Annotated in this window: 14 protein-coding genes; 9 read left to right on the top strand and 5 right to left on the bottom strand. The window is 67.9% G+C overall.

The window, feature by feature from the left end; translation table 11 throughout:
* Positions 1-118: 118 nt before the first annotated feature.
* The 7 genes from LH390_RS10610 to LH390_RS10580 are packed head-to-tail and all read left to right on the top strand — an operon-like array spanning position 119 to position 6669.
* Positions 119-1870 carry a nitrite/sulfite reductase gene (locus LH390_RS10610; RefSeq protein WP_227281349.1) on the top strand — a complete coding sequence of 584 codons (1752 nt, stop codon included), beginning with the start codon at positions 119-121 and terminating at the stop codon, positions 1868-1870.
* The gene (locus LH390_RS10605) at positions 1867-2106 is read left to right on the top strand and encodes a hypothetical protein (RefSeq protein ID WP_227281350.1); all 240 of its coding nucleotides are present in this window, start codon (positions 1867-1869) and stop codon (positions 2104-2106) included. Before LH390_RS10610 ends, LH390_RS10605 begins: the two co-directional genes overlap by 4 nt.
* Entirely contained in the window at positions 2103-2885 is a 783-nt protein-coding gene (locus tag LH390_RS10600) for a phosphoadenylyl-sulfate reductase (protein WP_227281351.1), read from the top strand. The genes LH390_RS10605 and LH390_RS10600 overlap by 4 nt, the downstream gene beginning before the upstream one ends.
* On the top strand, positions 2882-3778 hold the full coding sequence (cysD, locus tag LH390_RS10595; RefSeq protein ID WP_227281352.1) for a sulfate adenylyltransferase subunit CysD: 897 nt from the start codon (positions 2882-2884) through the stop codon (positions 3776-3778). The genes LH390_RS10600 and cysD overlap by 4 nt, the downstream gene beginning before the upstream one ends.
* The gene (locus tag LH390_RS10590; protein WP_227281353.1) at positions 3778-5085 is read left to right on the top strand and encodes a sulfate adenylyltransferase subunit 1; all 1308 of its coding nucleotides are present in this window, start codon (positions 3778-3780) and stop codon (positions 5083-5085) included. Before cysD ends, LH390_RS10590 begins: the two co-directional genes overlap by 1 nt.
* Before the next feature lie 13 nt (positions 5086-5098).
* A complete protein-coding gene (locus LH390_RS10585) occupies positions 5099-5752 on the top strand; it encodes a sirohydrochlorin chelatase (protein WP_227281354.1) in 654 nt (217 codons plus the stop codon).
* Positions 5749-6669, top strand: a complete 921-nt coding sequence (locus LH390_RS10580) for a sulfite exporter TauE/SafE family protein (RefSeq protein WP_227281355.1) — start codon at positions 5749-5751, stop codon at positions 6667-6669. Before LH390_RS10585 ends, LH390_RS10580 begins: the two co-directional genes overlap by 4 nt.
* Here LH390_RS10580 and LH390_RS10575 read toward each other — a convergent pair.
* Positions 6666-7106: an Hsp20/alpha crystallin family protein gene (locus LH390_RS10575; RefSeq protein ID WP_227281356.1), complete on the bottom strand. Its 441-nt coding sequence runs from the start codon at positions 7104-7106 to the stop codon at positions 6666-6668. The genes LH390_RS10580 and LH390_RS10575 overlap by 4 nt on opposite strands.
* Positions 7107-7218: 112 nt before the next feature.
* Complete coding sequence (locus LH390_RS10570) at positions 7219-7731, bottom strand: type 1 glutamine amidotransferase domain-containing protein (RefSeq protein ID WP_227281357.1); 513 nt, start codon at positions 7729-7731, stop codon at positions 7219-7221.
* A gap of 80 nt (positions 7732-7811) precedes the next feature.
* On the opposite strand from LH390_RS10570, the gene LH390_RS10565 reads away from it, so the two are divergent.
* Entirely contained in the window at positions 7812-8381 is a 570-nt protein-coding gene (locus LH390_RS10565; RefSeq protein ID WP_311516931.1) for a nucleosidase, read from the top strand.
* A gap of 130 nt (positions 8382-8511) precedes the next feature.
* Positions 8512-8733, top strand: coding sequence for a hypothetical protein (locus LH390_RS10560; RefSeq protein WP_227281358.1), 222 nt, complete (start codon positions 8512-8514; stop codon positions 8731-8733).
* Here LH390_RS10560 and LH390_RS10555 read toward each other — a convergent pair.
* The 3 genes from LH390_RS10555 to LH390_RS10545 form a co-directional block, all read right to left on the bottom strand.
* Entirely contained in the window at positions 8730-10184 is a 1455-nt protein-coding gene (locus tag LH390_RS10555) for an AI-2E family transporter (protein WP_227337370.1), read from the bottom strand. The two genes, LH390_RS10560 and LH390_RS10555, sit on opposite strands and share 4 nt — an antisense overlap.
* A 33-nt stretch (positions 10185-10217) precedes the next feature.
* Positions 10218-13670 (bottom strand): proline dehydrogenase family protein, encoded by a 3453-nt coding sequence (locus LH390_RS10550; protein WP_227288221.1) that lies wholly within the window; start codon positions 13668-13670, stop codon positions 10218-10220.
* 272 nt (positions 13671-13942) lie between these two features.
* A complete protein-coding gene (locus LH390_RS10545) occupies positions 13943-14971 on the bottom strand; it encodes an ornithine cyclodeaminase (RefSeq protein ID WP_227281361.1) in 1029 nt (342 codons plus the stop codon).
* Between the last annotated feature and the right edge of the window lie 55 nt (positions 14972-15026).

The following is a 15026-nucleotide window of genomic DNA, read 5'->3' as shown; positions in this document are numbered from 1 at the left end:
CTTCTGGCGCCCGCGCGGCGGTAGTGAACAATGCGGTCTATTGCACCAGACCAAGTAGTACGTCTAGCGTTAGCGGGCAACGCACACAGGTTTCCCACCGGAGAGCGAGCACCCCCGCATGGCCCCCACCACCACCACACGCGAACGCAGCACCGCACAAGCCGGAACCGCACAAGCCGGCACCGCGCAAGCCGGCACCAGCAGGCCCCGCGCCCAGCGCCCCGCGCGTGCCCGCAAACCGGAGGGCCAGTGGAAGATCGACGGCCGCGACCCCTTAAACGACGACGAGCGCATCAAGGCTGAAGAAGAAGCCTTTGCCGTCCGCCAACGGGTCATAGACATCTACTCCAAGCAGGGCTTTTCCTCCATCCCGCCGGAGGACATCGCGCCGCGGCTGAAGTGGCTGGGCATTTATACCCAGCGGCGCCAGGATCTTGGCGGGGAGTACACCGGGCAGCTGGACAACTCCGAACTCCAGGACCACTACTTCATGATGCGCGTGCGCTTCGACGGCGGCCTGGCCACCCCGGAGCGCCTGCGCGTGGTCGGCGAAATCTCCCGCGACTTCGCCCGCAACACCGCGGACTTCACCGACCGGCAAAACATCCAGCTGCACTGGATCCGCATCGAGGACGTCCCGGAGATCTGGCGGCGCCTGGAGACCGTGGGCCTGTCTACCCTCATGGGCTGCGGCGACGTGCCCCGCGTCATCCTGGGATCCCCGGTCGCCGGGGTGGCGGCCGATGAGATTATTGACGCCACCCCCGCCATCGAGGAGATCACCCGCCGCTTCGTGGGCACCGACGAATTTGCCAACCTGCCCCGCAAGTTCAAAACCGCCATCTCCGGCAACGCTCGCCAAGACGTCACCCACGAGATCCAGGACGTGGCCTTCATCGGCTCCGTCCACCCCGAACACGGCCCCGGATTCGCCTGCTACGTCGGCGGCGGACTGTCCACCAACCCCATGCTCTCCCAGTCCCTGGGCGTGTGGGTGCCGCTGGAAGAAGTCCCGGACGTGTGGCAGGGCGTGATCTCCATCTTCCGCGACTACGGCTTCCGCCGCCTGCGCAACCGTGCTCGGCTGAAGTTCCTGGTCAAGCAGTGGGGTGTGGAGAAGTTCCGCCAGGTCCTTGAAGACGAGTACCTGCACCGCACGCTCATCGACGGCCCCGAGGTGGCCACCAACCCAGGCAACCGGGACCACATTGGCATCCACCCGCAGCGCGACGGCCGCTTCTACCTGGGCGTCAAGCCCACCGTGGGCCACGCCACGGGCGAGCAGCTCATCGCCATCGCCGAGGTCGCCGAGCGCTTTGGTATTACCCGGGTGCGCACCACGGTGGACAAAGAGTTGCTCTTCCTCGACGTGGAGCGCACGGACCTGGGCCCCCTTGCCGCCGCCCTGGACGAGGTGGGCCTGTACTCCCAGCCCAGCGAGTTTCGCCGCGGCATCATCTCCTGCACCGGCCTGGAGTTTTGCAAGCTCGCCCACGTGACCACCAAGGCGCGCGCCATCGCGCTCGTCGATGAGCTGGAGGAACGCCTGGGGGACCTGGACGTACCGCTGAAAATCGCGCTCAACGGCTGCCCCAACTCGTGCGCGCGCACGCAGGTCTCTGACATTGGGCTCAAGGGCCAGACCGTCACGGATGCGGACGGCAACCGGGTGGAAGGCTTCCAGGTCCACCTCGGCGGGTCGATGTCCTTTGACCCGAACTTTGGGCGCAAGCTCAAGGGCCACAAGGTGCTGGCCAGCGAGGTCGGCGACTACGTGGTCCGGGTGGTCACCAAGTTCAAGGAGCAGCGCGAACCCGGCGAGCAGTTCCGCACCTGGGTGGCCCGCGCGGCGGAGGAGGACCTGCAATGAGCCTGCGCCGCCGGCCCAACCCCAACAGAAATCACCCGCTGTACTGCCCCTACTGCGCCGGCGAGCAGCTCTTTCCGGACACAGAAAGCGAGTTTGCCTGGCTGTGCGAGGAGTGCATGCGCGTCTTCGAGGTGCGCTACTTCGGCCAGGACGATCCGCCGCAGCGGCCGGCCCCAGCGCCGTCCACAAACCAGGCTCTCACCGAACACTTACGCAAACACAAGGAGGCACCATGAGCAACGTCGATCTACTGGGTGCAGGTGCCCATTGGACAGACCCCGCGATCTCCCCGCCGGGTACTCGCGATACCGCACCCCTGCCGCCGCAGGTGGCGCAGGCCAACCGCGCGCTCGTGGACACCTGGGCGGACCGGCTGAGCAATGCCCCCGCCGCCGAGATCATCGCCTGGGCCGCCGAGCACGCCCCCGGGCGCCTGGCGGTGACCATGTCCATGGAAAACACCGTCCTGGCCGAGCTCGCCCATGACGCCCACCTGGACGCGGACCTGCTGTTCATTGACACTGGCTTCCATTTCCCGGAAACGCTCGACACCGCCGCGAAGGTGGAGCGCCGCTACCCGGACCTGCCCCTGGTGCGGGTCACCCCGCTGCTGACGCCTAAGGAGCAGGACCGCGTCTACGGCCCGCGCCTCTACGCCCGCGACACGGCGGCCTACAACCGGATGCGCAAGGTGGAGCCGCTGAACATGGCCATGGACCCGTACGCGGGGTGGGTCACGGGGCTGCGGCGGGCGGATTCCGCGCACCGGGCGCACACCCCGGCGCTGAGCCTGGATCGCACGGGGCGGTTGAAAATCTCCCCCCTGGTGACCTGGACGTTGGAGGACACGGACCGGTTTATCGCGGAGCGTGACCTCATCATTCACCCACTGACCTTGCAGGGCTATCGCTCGATCGGCTGCGCCCCGCTGACCTTCCCCGTCGCCGAGGGGGCGGATGCCCGCTCGGGACGCGTTTTTGCTGACGGACACACAGAATGCGGACTTCACCCATGACACTTTCTCCCCACCTGCACGACCTGGAAAGCGAATCCATCCACATCCTGCGCGAGGTCGCCGGCCAGTTTGATAAGGCGGCGCTGCTGTTTTCGGGCGGCAAGGACTCCGTGGTGGTCTTCGAGCTCGCGCGCCGGGCCTTCGCCCCTGCCCCGGTGCCCTTCGAGCTGCTGCACGTGGATACCGGCCACAACTTCCCGGAGGTCTTGGAGTTTCGGGATCGTCTGGTTGAGCGCACCGGGGCGCGCCTGCGCGTGGCGCGCGTCCAGGACTGGATCGACCGCGGCGAGCTGGCTGAGCGCCCGGATGGCACCCGCAACCCCTTGCAGACGGTCCCGCTGGTAGAGACCATCGCCGAGCAGGGCTATACGGCCGTGCTCGGCGGGGCGCGCCGGGATGAGGAGCGCGCGCGGGCCAAGGAGCGCGTCTTTTCGGTGCGCGATTCTTTCGGCGGCTGGGATCCGCGCCGCCAGCGCCCGGAGCTGTGGGACCTGTACAACGGCGGGCACCTGCCGGGGGAGAACATTCGGGTGTTCCCCATTTCTAACTGGACGGAAAGTGACGTCTGGGAATACATCGGCGCCCGCGACATCGAGCTGCCCAGCATCTACTTTTCCCACGAGCGGGAGGTCTTTTCCCGCGACGGCATGTGGCTGACCCCGGGCCAGTGGGGTGGGCCGGGCAAGGGCGAGGAGCTGCAGCGTCGGCGGGTGCGCTACCGCACGGTGGGCGATATGTCCTGTACCGGCGCGGTGGAGTCCACCGCCAGCACCGTCGCTGAGGTGCTTGTAGAAATCGCCACCTCCACGCTGACTGAGCGCGGTGCGACCCGCGCCGATGACAGGCTCAGCGAATCCGCCATGGAAGACCGCAAGAAGGAAGGCTACTTCTGATGTCGCTGCCCACCGCTACCCTGGACCACCCGGTAGACCACCCCTTGACCCACCGCGAGACCCTGCGGCTGTGCACGGCGGGCTCCGTCGATGACGGCAAGTCCACCTTTGTGGGCCGGCTGCTGCATGATACCCACGCGGTGTTGGCGGACCAGCTCGCCGCCGTGGAGGCCAGCTCAGCTGCTCGCGGGTTCTCCGGGCCCGGGGGCCTGGACCTGTCCTTGCTGGTTGACGGCCTGCGCGCCGAGCGCGAGCAGGGCATCACCATCGATGTGGCCTACCGCTACTTTGCCACCGATGCCCGCACGTTCATCCTGGCCGATACCCCAGGTCACGTGCAGTACACCCGCAACACCGTCACCGGCATGTCCACCGCCCAGGTGGTGGTTGTGCTTATCGACGCCCGCCACGGCGTCGTAGAGCAGACCCGTCGCCACCTCACCGCCGCCGCCTTGCTGGGGGTGCGCACCGTGATCCTGGCGGTCAACAAGATGGACTTGGTGGACTACTCGCAGGAGGTCTTCGCCGAGATCGCCGCGCGCGCCGGGCAGCTGGCCGCGGATCTGGGTATCGATGACCTCCACGTGGTGCCCGTCTCCGCGCTGGTGGGCGACAACGTGGCCGAGCCGTCGGCCCGCATGGACTGGTACACGGGTCCCACCGTGCTGGGTCTGTTGGAGACCCTCCCGGTCAACCAGGGCCGCGCCTTGGACCTGGATTTCCGCTTCCCGGTGCAGTACGTCATCCGGGAGCATGCGCAGGACTACCGCGGGTACGCGGGCCGGATCACGGCCGGGTCGGTGCGTGTGGGCCAGTCCGTGTGGGGGCCGGCGGGGGCGGAGACCACGGTCACGCACATCGATACCCCGGACGGCCCGGCCGAGGAGGCGCGTGCGGGCGATTCCGTGGTGCTGCGCCTGGCCGCGGACATCGACGTGGTGCGCGGCGATCTGCTCGGCTCCGGGCAGGCGCCGCACCCGCAGCGCAGTTTCCCCGCCACGGTAGTGGGCCTGGACCAGACGGCGCTGCGCCCGGGCCGCCAGGTGGATGTGCGCTATGGCACCGCGGTGGTACGCGGGCGCATCGCCACCATCGAGTCGGCGCTGGACATTTCGGGACGCCGCGAGGACACGGCGAACCCGGAGGCGGTGGGCCTTAATGACATCTGCCACGTGCGCGTGGAGCTGGCCCGTGAGCTTCCGGTGGAGGACTATGCGGCCCGCGGGGCGATAGGCTGTTTCCTTCTGACCGATTCCGCCTCCGGCTCCACGCTGGCGGCGGGTCTGGTTGGCCACCGCTTACGCTGACAAGGAGTTTTTCATGCCTCTGCTGACCCTTTCCCATGGTTCCCGCCACGCCGATTCCCGCGCCGATGCCGTCTCCCTGACCGCCGCGTCCGCCCGCCTGCTGGGCACCGTTGGCATCCCGGCGTTCCTCGATTTTGATGAGGTCACGCTCGCCCGGGCGGCCGCGCAGCTGCGCGCGGACGGCCACACCCACGCCACCGTGGTTCCACTGCTGTTCACGGACGCCTACCACCACCGTCATGACGTCCCGGAGGCGGTGGAGCAGGCCCGCCAGGACACCGGCCTGGACATCACGGTGGCCCCGCACCTGGGCACCGGCGCGGACATTGCCCAGTTGCTTATCGACGCCGCCCCCCGCGACCGCGAGCTCATCATCTACTCGGTGGGATCCTCCGATCCGCAGGCTAATGCTGCCGTCGCCGACCTGGCCAGCCGCGTCGGCGAGGCGGTGGGTGCCCCGTGCACCTCGGTGTTGGCCACGGTGGGCGGCCCTGCTGAGGTGGCCGCCCACCCGGGGGCGCACGTGTTGGCGCTGACGGTGTCGTCGGGGTTGCTTCGCGACGCCCTCGTCGCCGAGCTCGCCGGCTCCGGCATCACCGTTGACGCCCCGCTGGGGCTGGCGCTTGCCGGCGTGGTGGCGGACCGATACCGGGCGGCGACACCATGACCGCGCTGCTGCTCATCGCCGTGGCCGGCCTGGCCGCCCAACTCGTCGATGGCGGGCTGGGCATGGGTTTTGGCGCCACCTCGACGACGATCCTCATCGCCCTGGCCGGCCTGGGCCCCGCCCAAGCCAGCGCGGTGGTTCACACCGCTGAGCTGGGCACCACGTTGGCCAGCGGGCTGAGCCACTGGCGTTTTGGCAACGTGGATTGGCGCATCGTCCTTGCGCTCGGGGTCCCCGGCGCGGTGGGCGCCTTCGGCGGGGCGTGGGGGTTGTCCCAATTGTCCACGGCCGCGGCCCGCCCGTGGACCGCGCTGGTGCTGGTGGCCATCGGCGCGAATCTGGCGTGGCGCTTTTCCCGGGACCGGCGTAGCGCCGTCCGCACCGGGCGGGAGTATCGGCGCGGTTTCCTCGGTGGCCTGGGCCTGTTCGGCGGCTTCATCGACGCCTCCGGCGGGGGCGGCTGGGGTCCGGTGACCACGGCCACGCTGCTGTCGGTGGGACGCAGCGAGCCGCGCCGGGTGGTGGGCACCGTCAACACGGCGGAGTTCCTAGTCACCGCGGCTGCGGTGGCGGGCTTTGGCCTGGGCCTGTGGGATGACTTGGTGGCCAACGCGGCCGCCGTGGGCGCGCTGCTCGTTGGCGGAGTGATCGCCGCGCCGATCGCCGCCTGGCTGGTAACACGCACAAACCCCGCCGCATTGGGCGGGGTGGTGGGCACCTTGTTGGTGGTGCTCAATCTGCCGGCTGCGCTGTCCCTGGTTGGGGTGACGCACCCGGGGGCCATCGCGGCGGTGCGCTGCTGTGCCCTCATCGTCGGTGCAGGGTTGGCGTGGCGCGGGATGCGCCGGTCGCGCCGCCGGATCCGGGTGGTGGAATCAACCTCCCCGGATGCTCGGGTGGCCCGGCAGGCAGCCTAGGCGTCAATCTCCTTGGTGGCCTCGGTGTGGCTGACCTGGATCTTGCGGGCCTTGGCCTTCTCCGCGACGGGCAGGGTGACGGTGAGCACGCCGCTGGCGTAGTCGGCGCTGATGGACTCGGTGTCTACCGAGTCGCTCAAGGTCACCTGGCGGCGGAAGGAGCCAGAGAAGCGCTCGTTGTTAATCCACGCCACGGACTCCTCCTCCGGGGTGGTGGAGCGCTTCGCGGAGATGGTGAGCACGCCGTTATCGATGTCAATGTCAATGCTCTCCGGATCCACCCCGGGCAGGTCAGCGGTCAAGACGTAGGTCTCGCCGGCCTTGTACAGGTCCATCGGCATGAAGCGCGGGGTGCGCGAGGACCCGGAGGGGGTGGCGCCAAAAACGTGGCGGGCAAAGTCATCGAGCTGGCTGAACGGATCGGTGTAGTTGGCCATGAGGGGGACTCCTTGTCTCTATCTGGTGGAAACTTGCTTACACCAGACTCAACTATCCGCGCCTCACTTTTGTTCCCGATCCGCCAAAATTGCGCGTCAGACGCTCAACTACCTAGCCTTCCAGCGCGGCTACCAGCGCTTTATTGAACGCCGGCAGATCGTCCGGGGTGCGCGAAGTGATGAGGTTGCCGTCCACATGGACCTCCTCATCCACCCACGTTGCGCCCGCGTTGCGCAAGTCCGTGCGCAGCGAGGGGAAGGAGGTAACGGTGCGCCCGCGCAGGACGTCGGCGTCGGTCAGCAGCCACCCGCCATGGCAGATCGCCGCCACGGGCTTGCTGGCGGTGACGATGTCGCGGGCCAGGGCCACGGCGGCGTCGTCAAGCCGCAACAGATCCGCGTTGCCGGTTCCGCCGGGCAGGATCAGCGCATCGAAGTCGGAGGCCTGCGCGCTGGCGGTGGTGGCGTCCACGGTCACGCTGGTGCCGTGCTTGCCGGTGATGGTGCCCGCCTCGGGGGACAGGACGGTCACGTCGGCCCCGGCGGCGCGCACAGCCTCGACGGGGCTGGTCAGCTCGGAATCCTCAAAATCATCGCGGGCGATGACGGCGACGGTGATGGTCATGGTCAAACCTCCTTAGGATGGTCACTAATAACAGCCCCACCGAGGGTAACCAGCCCGCTGAATATTTCAAGGAGGCCCCTGTGACCAGGATCATCGGAACCCTGCGCCCCGGCGCCACGCTGTTTGTCGCCGCCACCCACGCGGAAGCCCTCGCCCTCCCGGACACCGCGCCACTACTTGTCACCGGGATCGGCACCACGCGTGCGACGACGGAACTGACCATGCTGCTCACCCGCGCGCAGGCCGCCGCCGGGCTGCCCGGGCGCATCGTTAACATCGGCACCGCCGGATCCCTGTCCGGATCCACCGGAATCTTCGAGATCTCCCACGTCCACCGGCACGACAGCTCGGAGCTGTGCCCGCAGTCCTTCGACCTGCCGGCCGCCACCACGCTGCCCGCCGCGCGGCTGACCACCGGTGATAGCTTCATCGGCGATGCCGCCACCCGCGACCGCCTGGCCGCCGACGCGGACCTCGTAGACATGGAAGGCCACGCGCTCGCCTTTGTCGCCCAACGCTTCGGCGTGCCCATCACCCTGATCAAGCAGGTCAGCGACCATGCGGACAACCCCTCGTCCGTGGCGTGGGAAGACGCCGCCCGCCGCGGGGCAGAGGAATTGGCGCGCGTGGCGATGGAGTTTTTCGGCTAGGCAGGGCGTTCCGCCGTGCTCTGCGGCGTGAAAATCGCACAAAGGTGACCCTGTACTCACGCAAGGGATGTGCGGTATTCTGCTGGCAGATGCATGCTCATCACGCAGAAGGGACTGCCGCATCATGCTCATGACGGAGACCAGTGCCAGGGCCACGCAGTGCCGGCGCATGCTGTTGTGTCTGCTCCCAGGGCTGATCCTGGGCTGGCTGCTCTATTGGCCGCTTGCGTTGATCCACCTGGAATCAGCCCTGTGGGTCACCGGCGCCCTCGGGCTGACTGCCGTGCTCATTGTGATCTTCTGGCCGCTGGCCCACAAGGAAGCCCCCCAGCCCCAGCCCCAGCACGGCTAGGACTCTTTGGCGTCCTTGAGCAGTTCAGACGCCTTGACAGCGGTGGCCGGCGCCCCCGCACCGGCATCCTTGCGGGTGGTCAGGCCGGCCAGGTGATCGCGTACGGCGGTAAAGCCTTCGTGCGCGGTCATTGTCTCGCCTTGGGCGGTGGCGATCTTGATGTCATCGACGGTGATTTCGCCGGCGCGCAGGGCCACCATTTCCGAGTGGTAGCGCAGCCACACCGCCAGGGTGGCGGCCACGGGCACGGCCAAGAAGGCGCCGACGATGCCAAAGAGCGTCGAGCCGATGGTCACGGCCAGCAGCACGATCGCCGCGTGCAGGTTCATGGCCTTGGACTGGATGATTGGGGAGAGTACGTTGCCCTCGAGCTGCTGGACCAGGATGATCAGGCCCAATACCAGTAGCGCGTTGGTGGTGCCGTTGGACACCAGGGCGAGCAGCACGGAGATCGCGCCGGCGGATACCGCGCCGACGATGGGGATGAACCCGGCGAAGAAGGTCACCACGGCCAGGGCCAGGGCCAGCGGCACCTTGAGCACCACCAGGCCGATGCCAATGAAGATCGCGTCCACGAAGGACACGAGCGCCTGGGCGCGGACGAACCCGGCCAGGGTGTTCCACGTGCGCGAGAGCACCTCGGTGAGGTGCCAGCCGGCGTTGCCGCCGGTCAGGGTGCGCATCCAGGGCAGGAACCTGGTGCCGTCTTTGAGGAAGAAGAACACCAGCACGAAGGTCACCAGGAGGGTGACTGCGGCGGAGCTGGCGGAGGATAGGCCGGTGAACACGCCGGTGGCAATCGCCGTGCCGCGCTCCTGGACAAAGCCGGTGACCTGGTCCAGGACGCCATTGAATTCGCCGAGTTCGACGTTGAGCGGCGGGCCTTGGACCCATTCTTGGAGGCGGCGCACGCCCTCGGTGGCGCGGTCGATCATTTCCGGAACCTGGTGGGCGATCGACGGGGCGATGCCGCCGATGACGCCGCCGAAGACGGCGAACGCGCCCAGGATGACGGTGATGGTGGCTGCGGCGGAGGGGAACTTATGGTCGCGGAGCCACTTGACGGGCGGCCAGAGCACGGTGCAGATAATCAGCGCCAGGATGGCCGGTAGTAGCGCCACCCAAAATAGGCCGATCCCTTTGAGCAGGATCGCCCCGGCGGCGACGAGGATGATAAAGCGCAGCGCCCACCCGGCGACCCAGCGCCCGTCGCGCCCGATGATCACGGCGCGGTCGGTGACGGCGGGTTCTTCGCCGCCTGCACTCCCGTCTGCCGCGCCGGGGTCTTGTTCGCCGGCGAGTTCGGCGATGACCCGCGGCAGGTCCTCGGTGGCGCGGCGCTGTGCGCCGGGTTCCGGTTGTCCGGTGGGCGAAACCCCGGCGGCCTTGTCTGCGTAGACGTCTTTAGAGTCGAATGTGTCGTCTCTGTGACTCGACTTCTCTGAGCTCATGGCCACCAGGTTACGGCATGCCTGTGGGGCGTGTTAGCGCTGGATGTGTCCCGTGTTGGTGATAATTCCAAAGCGGTGCATGGTCACGGAAACGGCCTGCTCAAGCAGGAAGCTGAGCAGTTCGCGGCGGCCGTCGGCAAGCACGGGGGTGTCCAGCACCACGGAGGCGGATTCGGCGGCTGCGGCGTAGAGCTCTTCTGCTACTGCGCCGACGGTGCGCACGCGTAACGACGCCCCCGCCCGCACCTGGGCGGCAAAGTCACCGTCGCTGCTCACGCGCGCCTCGATGCCGGCCTGGGCCAGCTCCTCGCACACGGGTGCCGGTCCGCTGATCTCCACGTCCGTGCCGGTCAGCTCGGCGGCGGCCAGGAGGCGCACCACGTCGCGCAGGGCAAAGCCTTCACCCACGCGGACCGGCAGCGGGTTAAGCAGCGGCCGGTAGCGGAAGATGTTGGCCTCGGAGATCAGGCCGGTGGGGTCGTGGTCGATGCCGAACTCCTCGCGCCAGGCCAGCGCGTCCAGCTCGGCAGCGCGCCACAGCCACCACTGGTCGTCCTCGCTGAGCTGGTCGAAGCGGCGGATCACCGCGGCGACGGCGGGGGAGACGTCCACGCGCTGCGGGGTGGACAGGTCGCCGTCGGCCCAATCGCCGAGCTGGGCCACGTAGTTGGGCCCGCCCGCCTTGGCGCCGGCGCCGACCGACGAATTCTTCCACCCGCCGAAGGGCTGGCGCTGCACGATGGCGCCGGTGATGCCGCGGTTGACGTAGGCGTTGCCCACCTCCACGTGCTCCATCCAGTACTCGACCTCATCATCGTCGAGGGTGTGGATGCCGCCGGTGAGCCCAAAGCCGGTGGCGTTTTGCCATTCGACGGCCTGCTCAAGGTCCTTGGCGTACATGATGCCCAGCACGGGGCCGAAGCACTCGTGGGTGTGGAACCAGGAGCCCGGGGCCACGTTGTCGCGGATGCCGGGGCTAAAGAAGCGCCCCTCCTCGTCGAGCTGCTTGGGCTTGACCAGCCAAGTCTCGCCGGGCTCGAGGCGGGTCAGCCCGCGGTGGAGCTTCTCGCCGGGGGCTTCGATGAGCCCGTTCATGGCGGTGGAGATGTCGGTGCCGGGGCCCACCTTGAGGGTGGTCGCGGCGTCGACAAGCTGATTGATAAACCGCTTGGAGGAACCCTGCTTGCCCACCAGGATGACCAGGGAGGCCGCGGAGCACTTCTGGCCGGAGTGCGCGAAGGCGGAATGGTACAGGTCCGCCACCGCCAGATCCGGGTCTGCCGCCGGGGTCACGATGATGGCGTTCTTGCCGGAGGTCTCCGCGCTCAGCCGCATGTGCGGGTCCCAGGAGCGGAACAGCGCAGCGGTGTCCGAGGCGCCCGTGAGGATCACCTGGTCTACATCTTTATGGCTGATCAGGGCCTTGCCGGCGGCGCCCTCATCGGCGCGCACCAGCTGCACCAGGTCCGGATCCTGCCCGGCGGCTTCCAAACCGCGGCGCACGGCGGCAACGAGCACCTCGGCGCAGCGCACCACCTGCGGGGCGGGCTTGATAATCACCGCCGAGCCCGCCGCCAGCGCCGAGCAGATGCCGCCGTTGGGGATGGCCACCGGGAAGTTCCACGGCGGCACCACCACCGTGACCGCACGCGGGCTGAACTGGCTGCGGTAGCTGTCCAGCTCCGCGGCGCAGTAGCCGTAGTAGTTGGCAAAGTCGATGGCCTCGGAGACCTCCGGGTCGGACTGGTCCACGGTCTTGCCGGCGTCATGGGCCATCACGGAGATCAGGTCGCCGCGGGCGTCGGCCAGGGCATCCGCAATGGCCTGCAAGGCCTCCTGGCGTTGCGCGCCGGGAACCGTCCCCCACGCGGCGCCGAGCTCCTTGGCGCGCGCGACGGCGGCCTCGACCTCCGCCGGGTCGGTAACCTCGGCGTGCTCCGGGGCGCCGGGATCGTGGGCGATCGCGTCGACGGCCCACTGGCGGTTGGCCGGCAGCGCCGGATCCGTGTCCGGCTCGTTGACAAAGCGGCCGATGCGCGGCGCCTGCGTGCCCTCCTGCGCGGTACGATCCTGGGTGCGCTGCGGGCCAAACGGGGTGGACCAGCGGTCCTTGACCGCCGCGGTGAAGCGGTCCTCCTGCTGCTGCATGGGGGTGCGGTGATCCGGGCCCTCGACCTCCGGGGCGAACAGGGAGTACAAGAAGTTCTGCTTGGCGGAGTTCTCCTCCAGGCGGCGGATGAGGTAGCTGATGGCCACGTCGAAGTCCTCGGCGGTGACGATCGGCGTGTACAGGATCATCTCGCCGAACACCTCGTGCACGGCCCGCGACTGCGCGGGGGCCATGCCCTGCAGCATCTCCGCCTCTACTTGCTTTTCGACGCCCCGTCGCGCCGCCAACTCCCACGCCATCGCCGAGGTAAACAGGTTGTGCGACGCGATGCCCACCTGGATGGCATCCGCGTACTCCGGCTGCAAGATGTAATCAAGCAGCCGAATGTAGTTGGCATCCACCTCCGCCTTCGTGCGGTACGGGGCCTGCGCCCACCCGTGCGTCTCCGCCGCCACGCGCTCCATGGACAGGTTCGCGCCCTTGACCAGGCGCACCTTGATGGGCGCGCCACCTGCGGCGCGGCGCTCCAGGGCGAAGTCCTTGATCTGGGCCAGGGCCTGGAGGGTATCCGGCAGGTAGGCCTGCAGCACGATGCCGGCGCGCAGGTCATGGAACTCCGGCTCGCTGATCAGCTCCGTGAACAGCCGAATCGTCAGATCGAGGTCGTGGTACTCCTCCATGTCCAGGTTGATAAACACGTGGGGGCTGCGCGAGATGGCCGCCCGGTACAGCGGGCGCAGGCGATCCTTCAGGCGCGTCACCGAGCCCTCGAAGTCCCAGTGGTTGAGCTGGGCGCACAGGCTGGAGGCCTTCACCGACACGTAGGTGACCTTGGGGTTCAGGATGATCTGGCGGGTGCGCTCCGCGCGGTCCTTGGCCTCCTTCTCGCCGAGGACGGCCTCACCCAGCAGGTTGAGGTTGAGCTGGGTGCCCTCCGCGGCAGCCTTATCCAGCTGGGCGTTAAGGGCGGCGCCATCGGCATCGAGGACCAGGTGGCCGACCATTTGGCGCATGCGCCGCCGGGCGGCCGGCATGACCACGCCGGGCAGGCTGGTGCCCAGGGCGGCGCCCAGGCCCAGCATGGATTTGTTCAGGGGCCCCAAAAAGTCTGGGGCGTCGGTGATCTTGCGCAGGTTGCGCGCGGCAACTTTATTGTCCTCGGGCCGGGTGACGCGGTCCACGAACTCCATGGTGAAGCGGACGCCGTCGGGATCGCGAACCAGCTCGGCGAGCTGCTCGGTGGCCTTGGCTTCCGCGCGGGCGGTGTCCGTCTCCGTCTGTGCGTGCCAGTGGCGTGCGCGGGTGAGCGCGAGGGGGGCAGCGACGTCGACGTCGGAAGAATTTGCGGGGCGTTCCGGAATGGTGGGGGACGACATGGCGGTGAATCCTTGAGCTTTCTACCCTGCGCGGCAGGCGCCTCGGGTGCGAGGCTTGCTGCTACGACTCGTGGGGTGGTGAGAATAGAAGTAGAAAGTGGGGTGTTGCTTCGCGGCGCACCCGCCACAGCTTCCGGCCCGGCCACGTGGCTCGTGGCGGACGGAGCGGGCAGGCACGACGTGCTTTGAGGATACGGCCCGAAACCGCGACGCGGAAGAGCATTTGCCCTATGGTTGTCGCGTCACGTTTTTTTGGGGGTAGGTGGGGCTAGCTAGACCACGGGGTCAAAGCTGGGCACCAGGGAAAACAGGTCCTTGGGATCGTCCGGGTCGGCAACGAGATCCAGGTGGGCCTGCAGGTCCGTCTCCGCGGTGGAATCGCGCAGGTAGCGCAGCGCGGAAAAGTCATTGATGGCAAAGCCCACCGAGTCGAACACGGTGATCTCCTCGGCGCTGGTGCGCCCCGGAGCCTCGCCGGTGATGACTTGCCAAAACTCCGTGACCGGGAAGTCGGCCGGCCGATTCTGGATCTCCCCTTCGATGCGGGTCTGCTCCGGGAACTCCACGAACACGGTGGCGCGATCCAGGATCGCCGGGTCCAGCTCCGTCTTGCCGGGGCAGTCGCCGCCCACCGCGTTGAGGTGCACGCCGGGGCCCACCTGGGAGTCCGCCAGGATTTGATTCTGCGCCTTATCCGCGGTGCAGGTGGTGATGATGTCGGCGCCCACGAGGGCGTCGTCAACGCTGGAAGCCACGTGAATGTCAAAGCCCAGCGGCTCGATATTGCGGCGGAACTTCTCCAGCGCTGCCGGATCGGTGTCAAAGATTCTGATGGTGTGAATGCCCAAGCCGGCTCTGAAACCCAGCGCCTGGAACTCCGACTGGCTGCCCGCCCCAACCATGGCCATGGTTGCGGAATCCGGGCGGGCCAAGTGCTTGGCCACCATCGCCGAGGTTGCCGCCGTGCGCAGGGCCGTGAGCAGGGTCATTTCTGCCAGGAAGGTGGGGTAGCCGTTATCCACGTCTGCCAACACGCCGAAGGCGGTGACGGTTTGGAAGCCGCGCGCCGGGTTGGAGGGGTGGCCGTTGACAAACTTGAAGGAGTATTCCTCCCCATCGGAGGTGGGCATAAGCTCGATGACGCCCAGGGGGGTGTGGCTGGCCACGCGCGGGATCTTGTCAAAGCGCTGCCACCGCGAATAGTCGCGCTCCAGGTATTCGATCATGCCGGCGATGATGTGCTCTACGCCTTCGCGTTGGATCCACTGGGCCATGGAATGGACGTCGACGAACTGGGTCATTTTCAACTCCTTGTCTGACATGTTGGAGGGGGGTGAGGTGGTACGGGGGTGGTGG

The organism is Corynebacterium uberis (assembly GCF_020616335.1).
Taxonomy (GTDB): domain Bacteria; phylum Actinomycetota; class Actinomycetes; order Mycobacteriales; family Mycobacteriaceae; genus Corynebacterium; species Corynebacterium uberis.
Note: the sequence above shows the minus strand (reverse complement) of the source record. Positions and strands in the feature narration are given on the sequence as shown.

Excerpts from the sequence above, each read along its gene's own strand:
- LH390_RS10590 (WP_227281353.1), top strand. The coding sequence starts at position 3,778 with ATGTCGCTGCCCACCGCTACCCTGGACCACCCGGTAGACCACCCCTTG.
- LH390_RS10570 (WP_227281357.1), bottom strand. The coding sequence starts at position 7,731 with ATGACCATCACCGTCGCCGTCATCGCCCGCGATGATTTTGAGGATTCC.
- LH390_RS10610 (WP_227281349.1), top strand. The coding sequence starts at position 119 with ATGGCCCCCACCACCACCACACGCGAACGCAGCACCGCACAAGCCGGA.
- LH390_RS10560 (WP_227281358.1), top strand. The coding sequence starts at position 8,512 with ATGACGGAGACCAGTGCCAGGGCCACGCAGTGCCGGCGCATGCTGTTG.
- LH390_RS10575 (WP_227281356.1), bottom strand. The coding sequence starts at position 7,106 with ATGGCCAACTACACCGATCCGTTCAGCCAGCTCGATGACTTTGCCCGC.
- cysD (WP_227281352.1), top strand. The coding sequence starts at position 2,882 with ATGACACTTTCTCCCCACCTGCACGACCTGGAAAGCGAATCCATCCAC.
- LH390_RS10555 (WP_227337370.1), bottom strand. The coding sequence starts at position 10,184 with ATGAGCTCAGAGAAGTCGAGTCACAGAGACGACACATTCGACTCTAAA.
- LH390_RS10545 (WP_227281361.1), bottom strand. The coding sequence starts at position 14,971 with ATGACCCAGTTCGTCGACGTCCATTCCATGGCCCAGTGGATCCAACGC.
- LH390_RS10605 (WP_227281350.1), top strand. The coding sequence starts at position 1,867 with ATGAGCCTGCGCCGCCGGCCCAACCCCAACAGAAATCACCCGCTGTAC.
- LH390_RS10600 (WP_227281351.1), top strand. The coding sequence starts at position 2,103 with ATGAGCAACGTCGATCTACTGGGTGCAGGTGCCCATTGGACAGACCCC.
- LH390_RS10580 (WP_227281355.1), top strand. The coding sequence starts at position 5,749 with ATGACCGCGCTGCTGCTCATCGCCGTGGCCGGCCTGGCCGCCCAACTC.
- LH390_RS10550 (WP_227288221.1), bottom strand. The coding sequence starts at position 13,670 with ATGTCGTCCCCCACCATTCCGGAACGCCCCGCAAATTCTTCCGACGTC.
- LH390_RS10585 (WP_227281354.1), top strand. The coding sequence starts at position 5,099 with ATGCCTCTGCTGACCCTTTCCCATGGTTCCCGCCACGCCGATTCCCGC.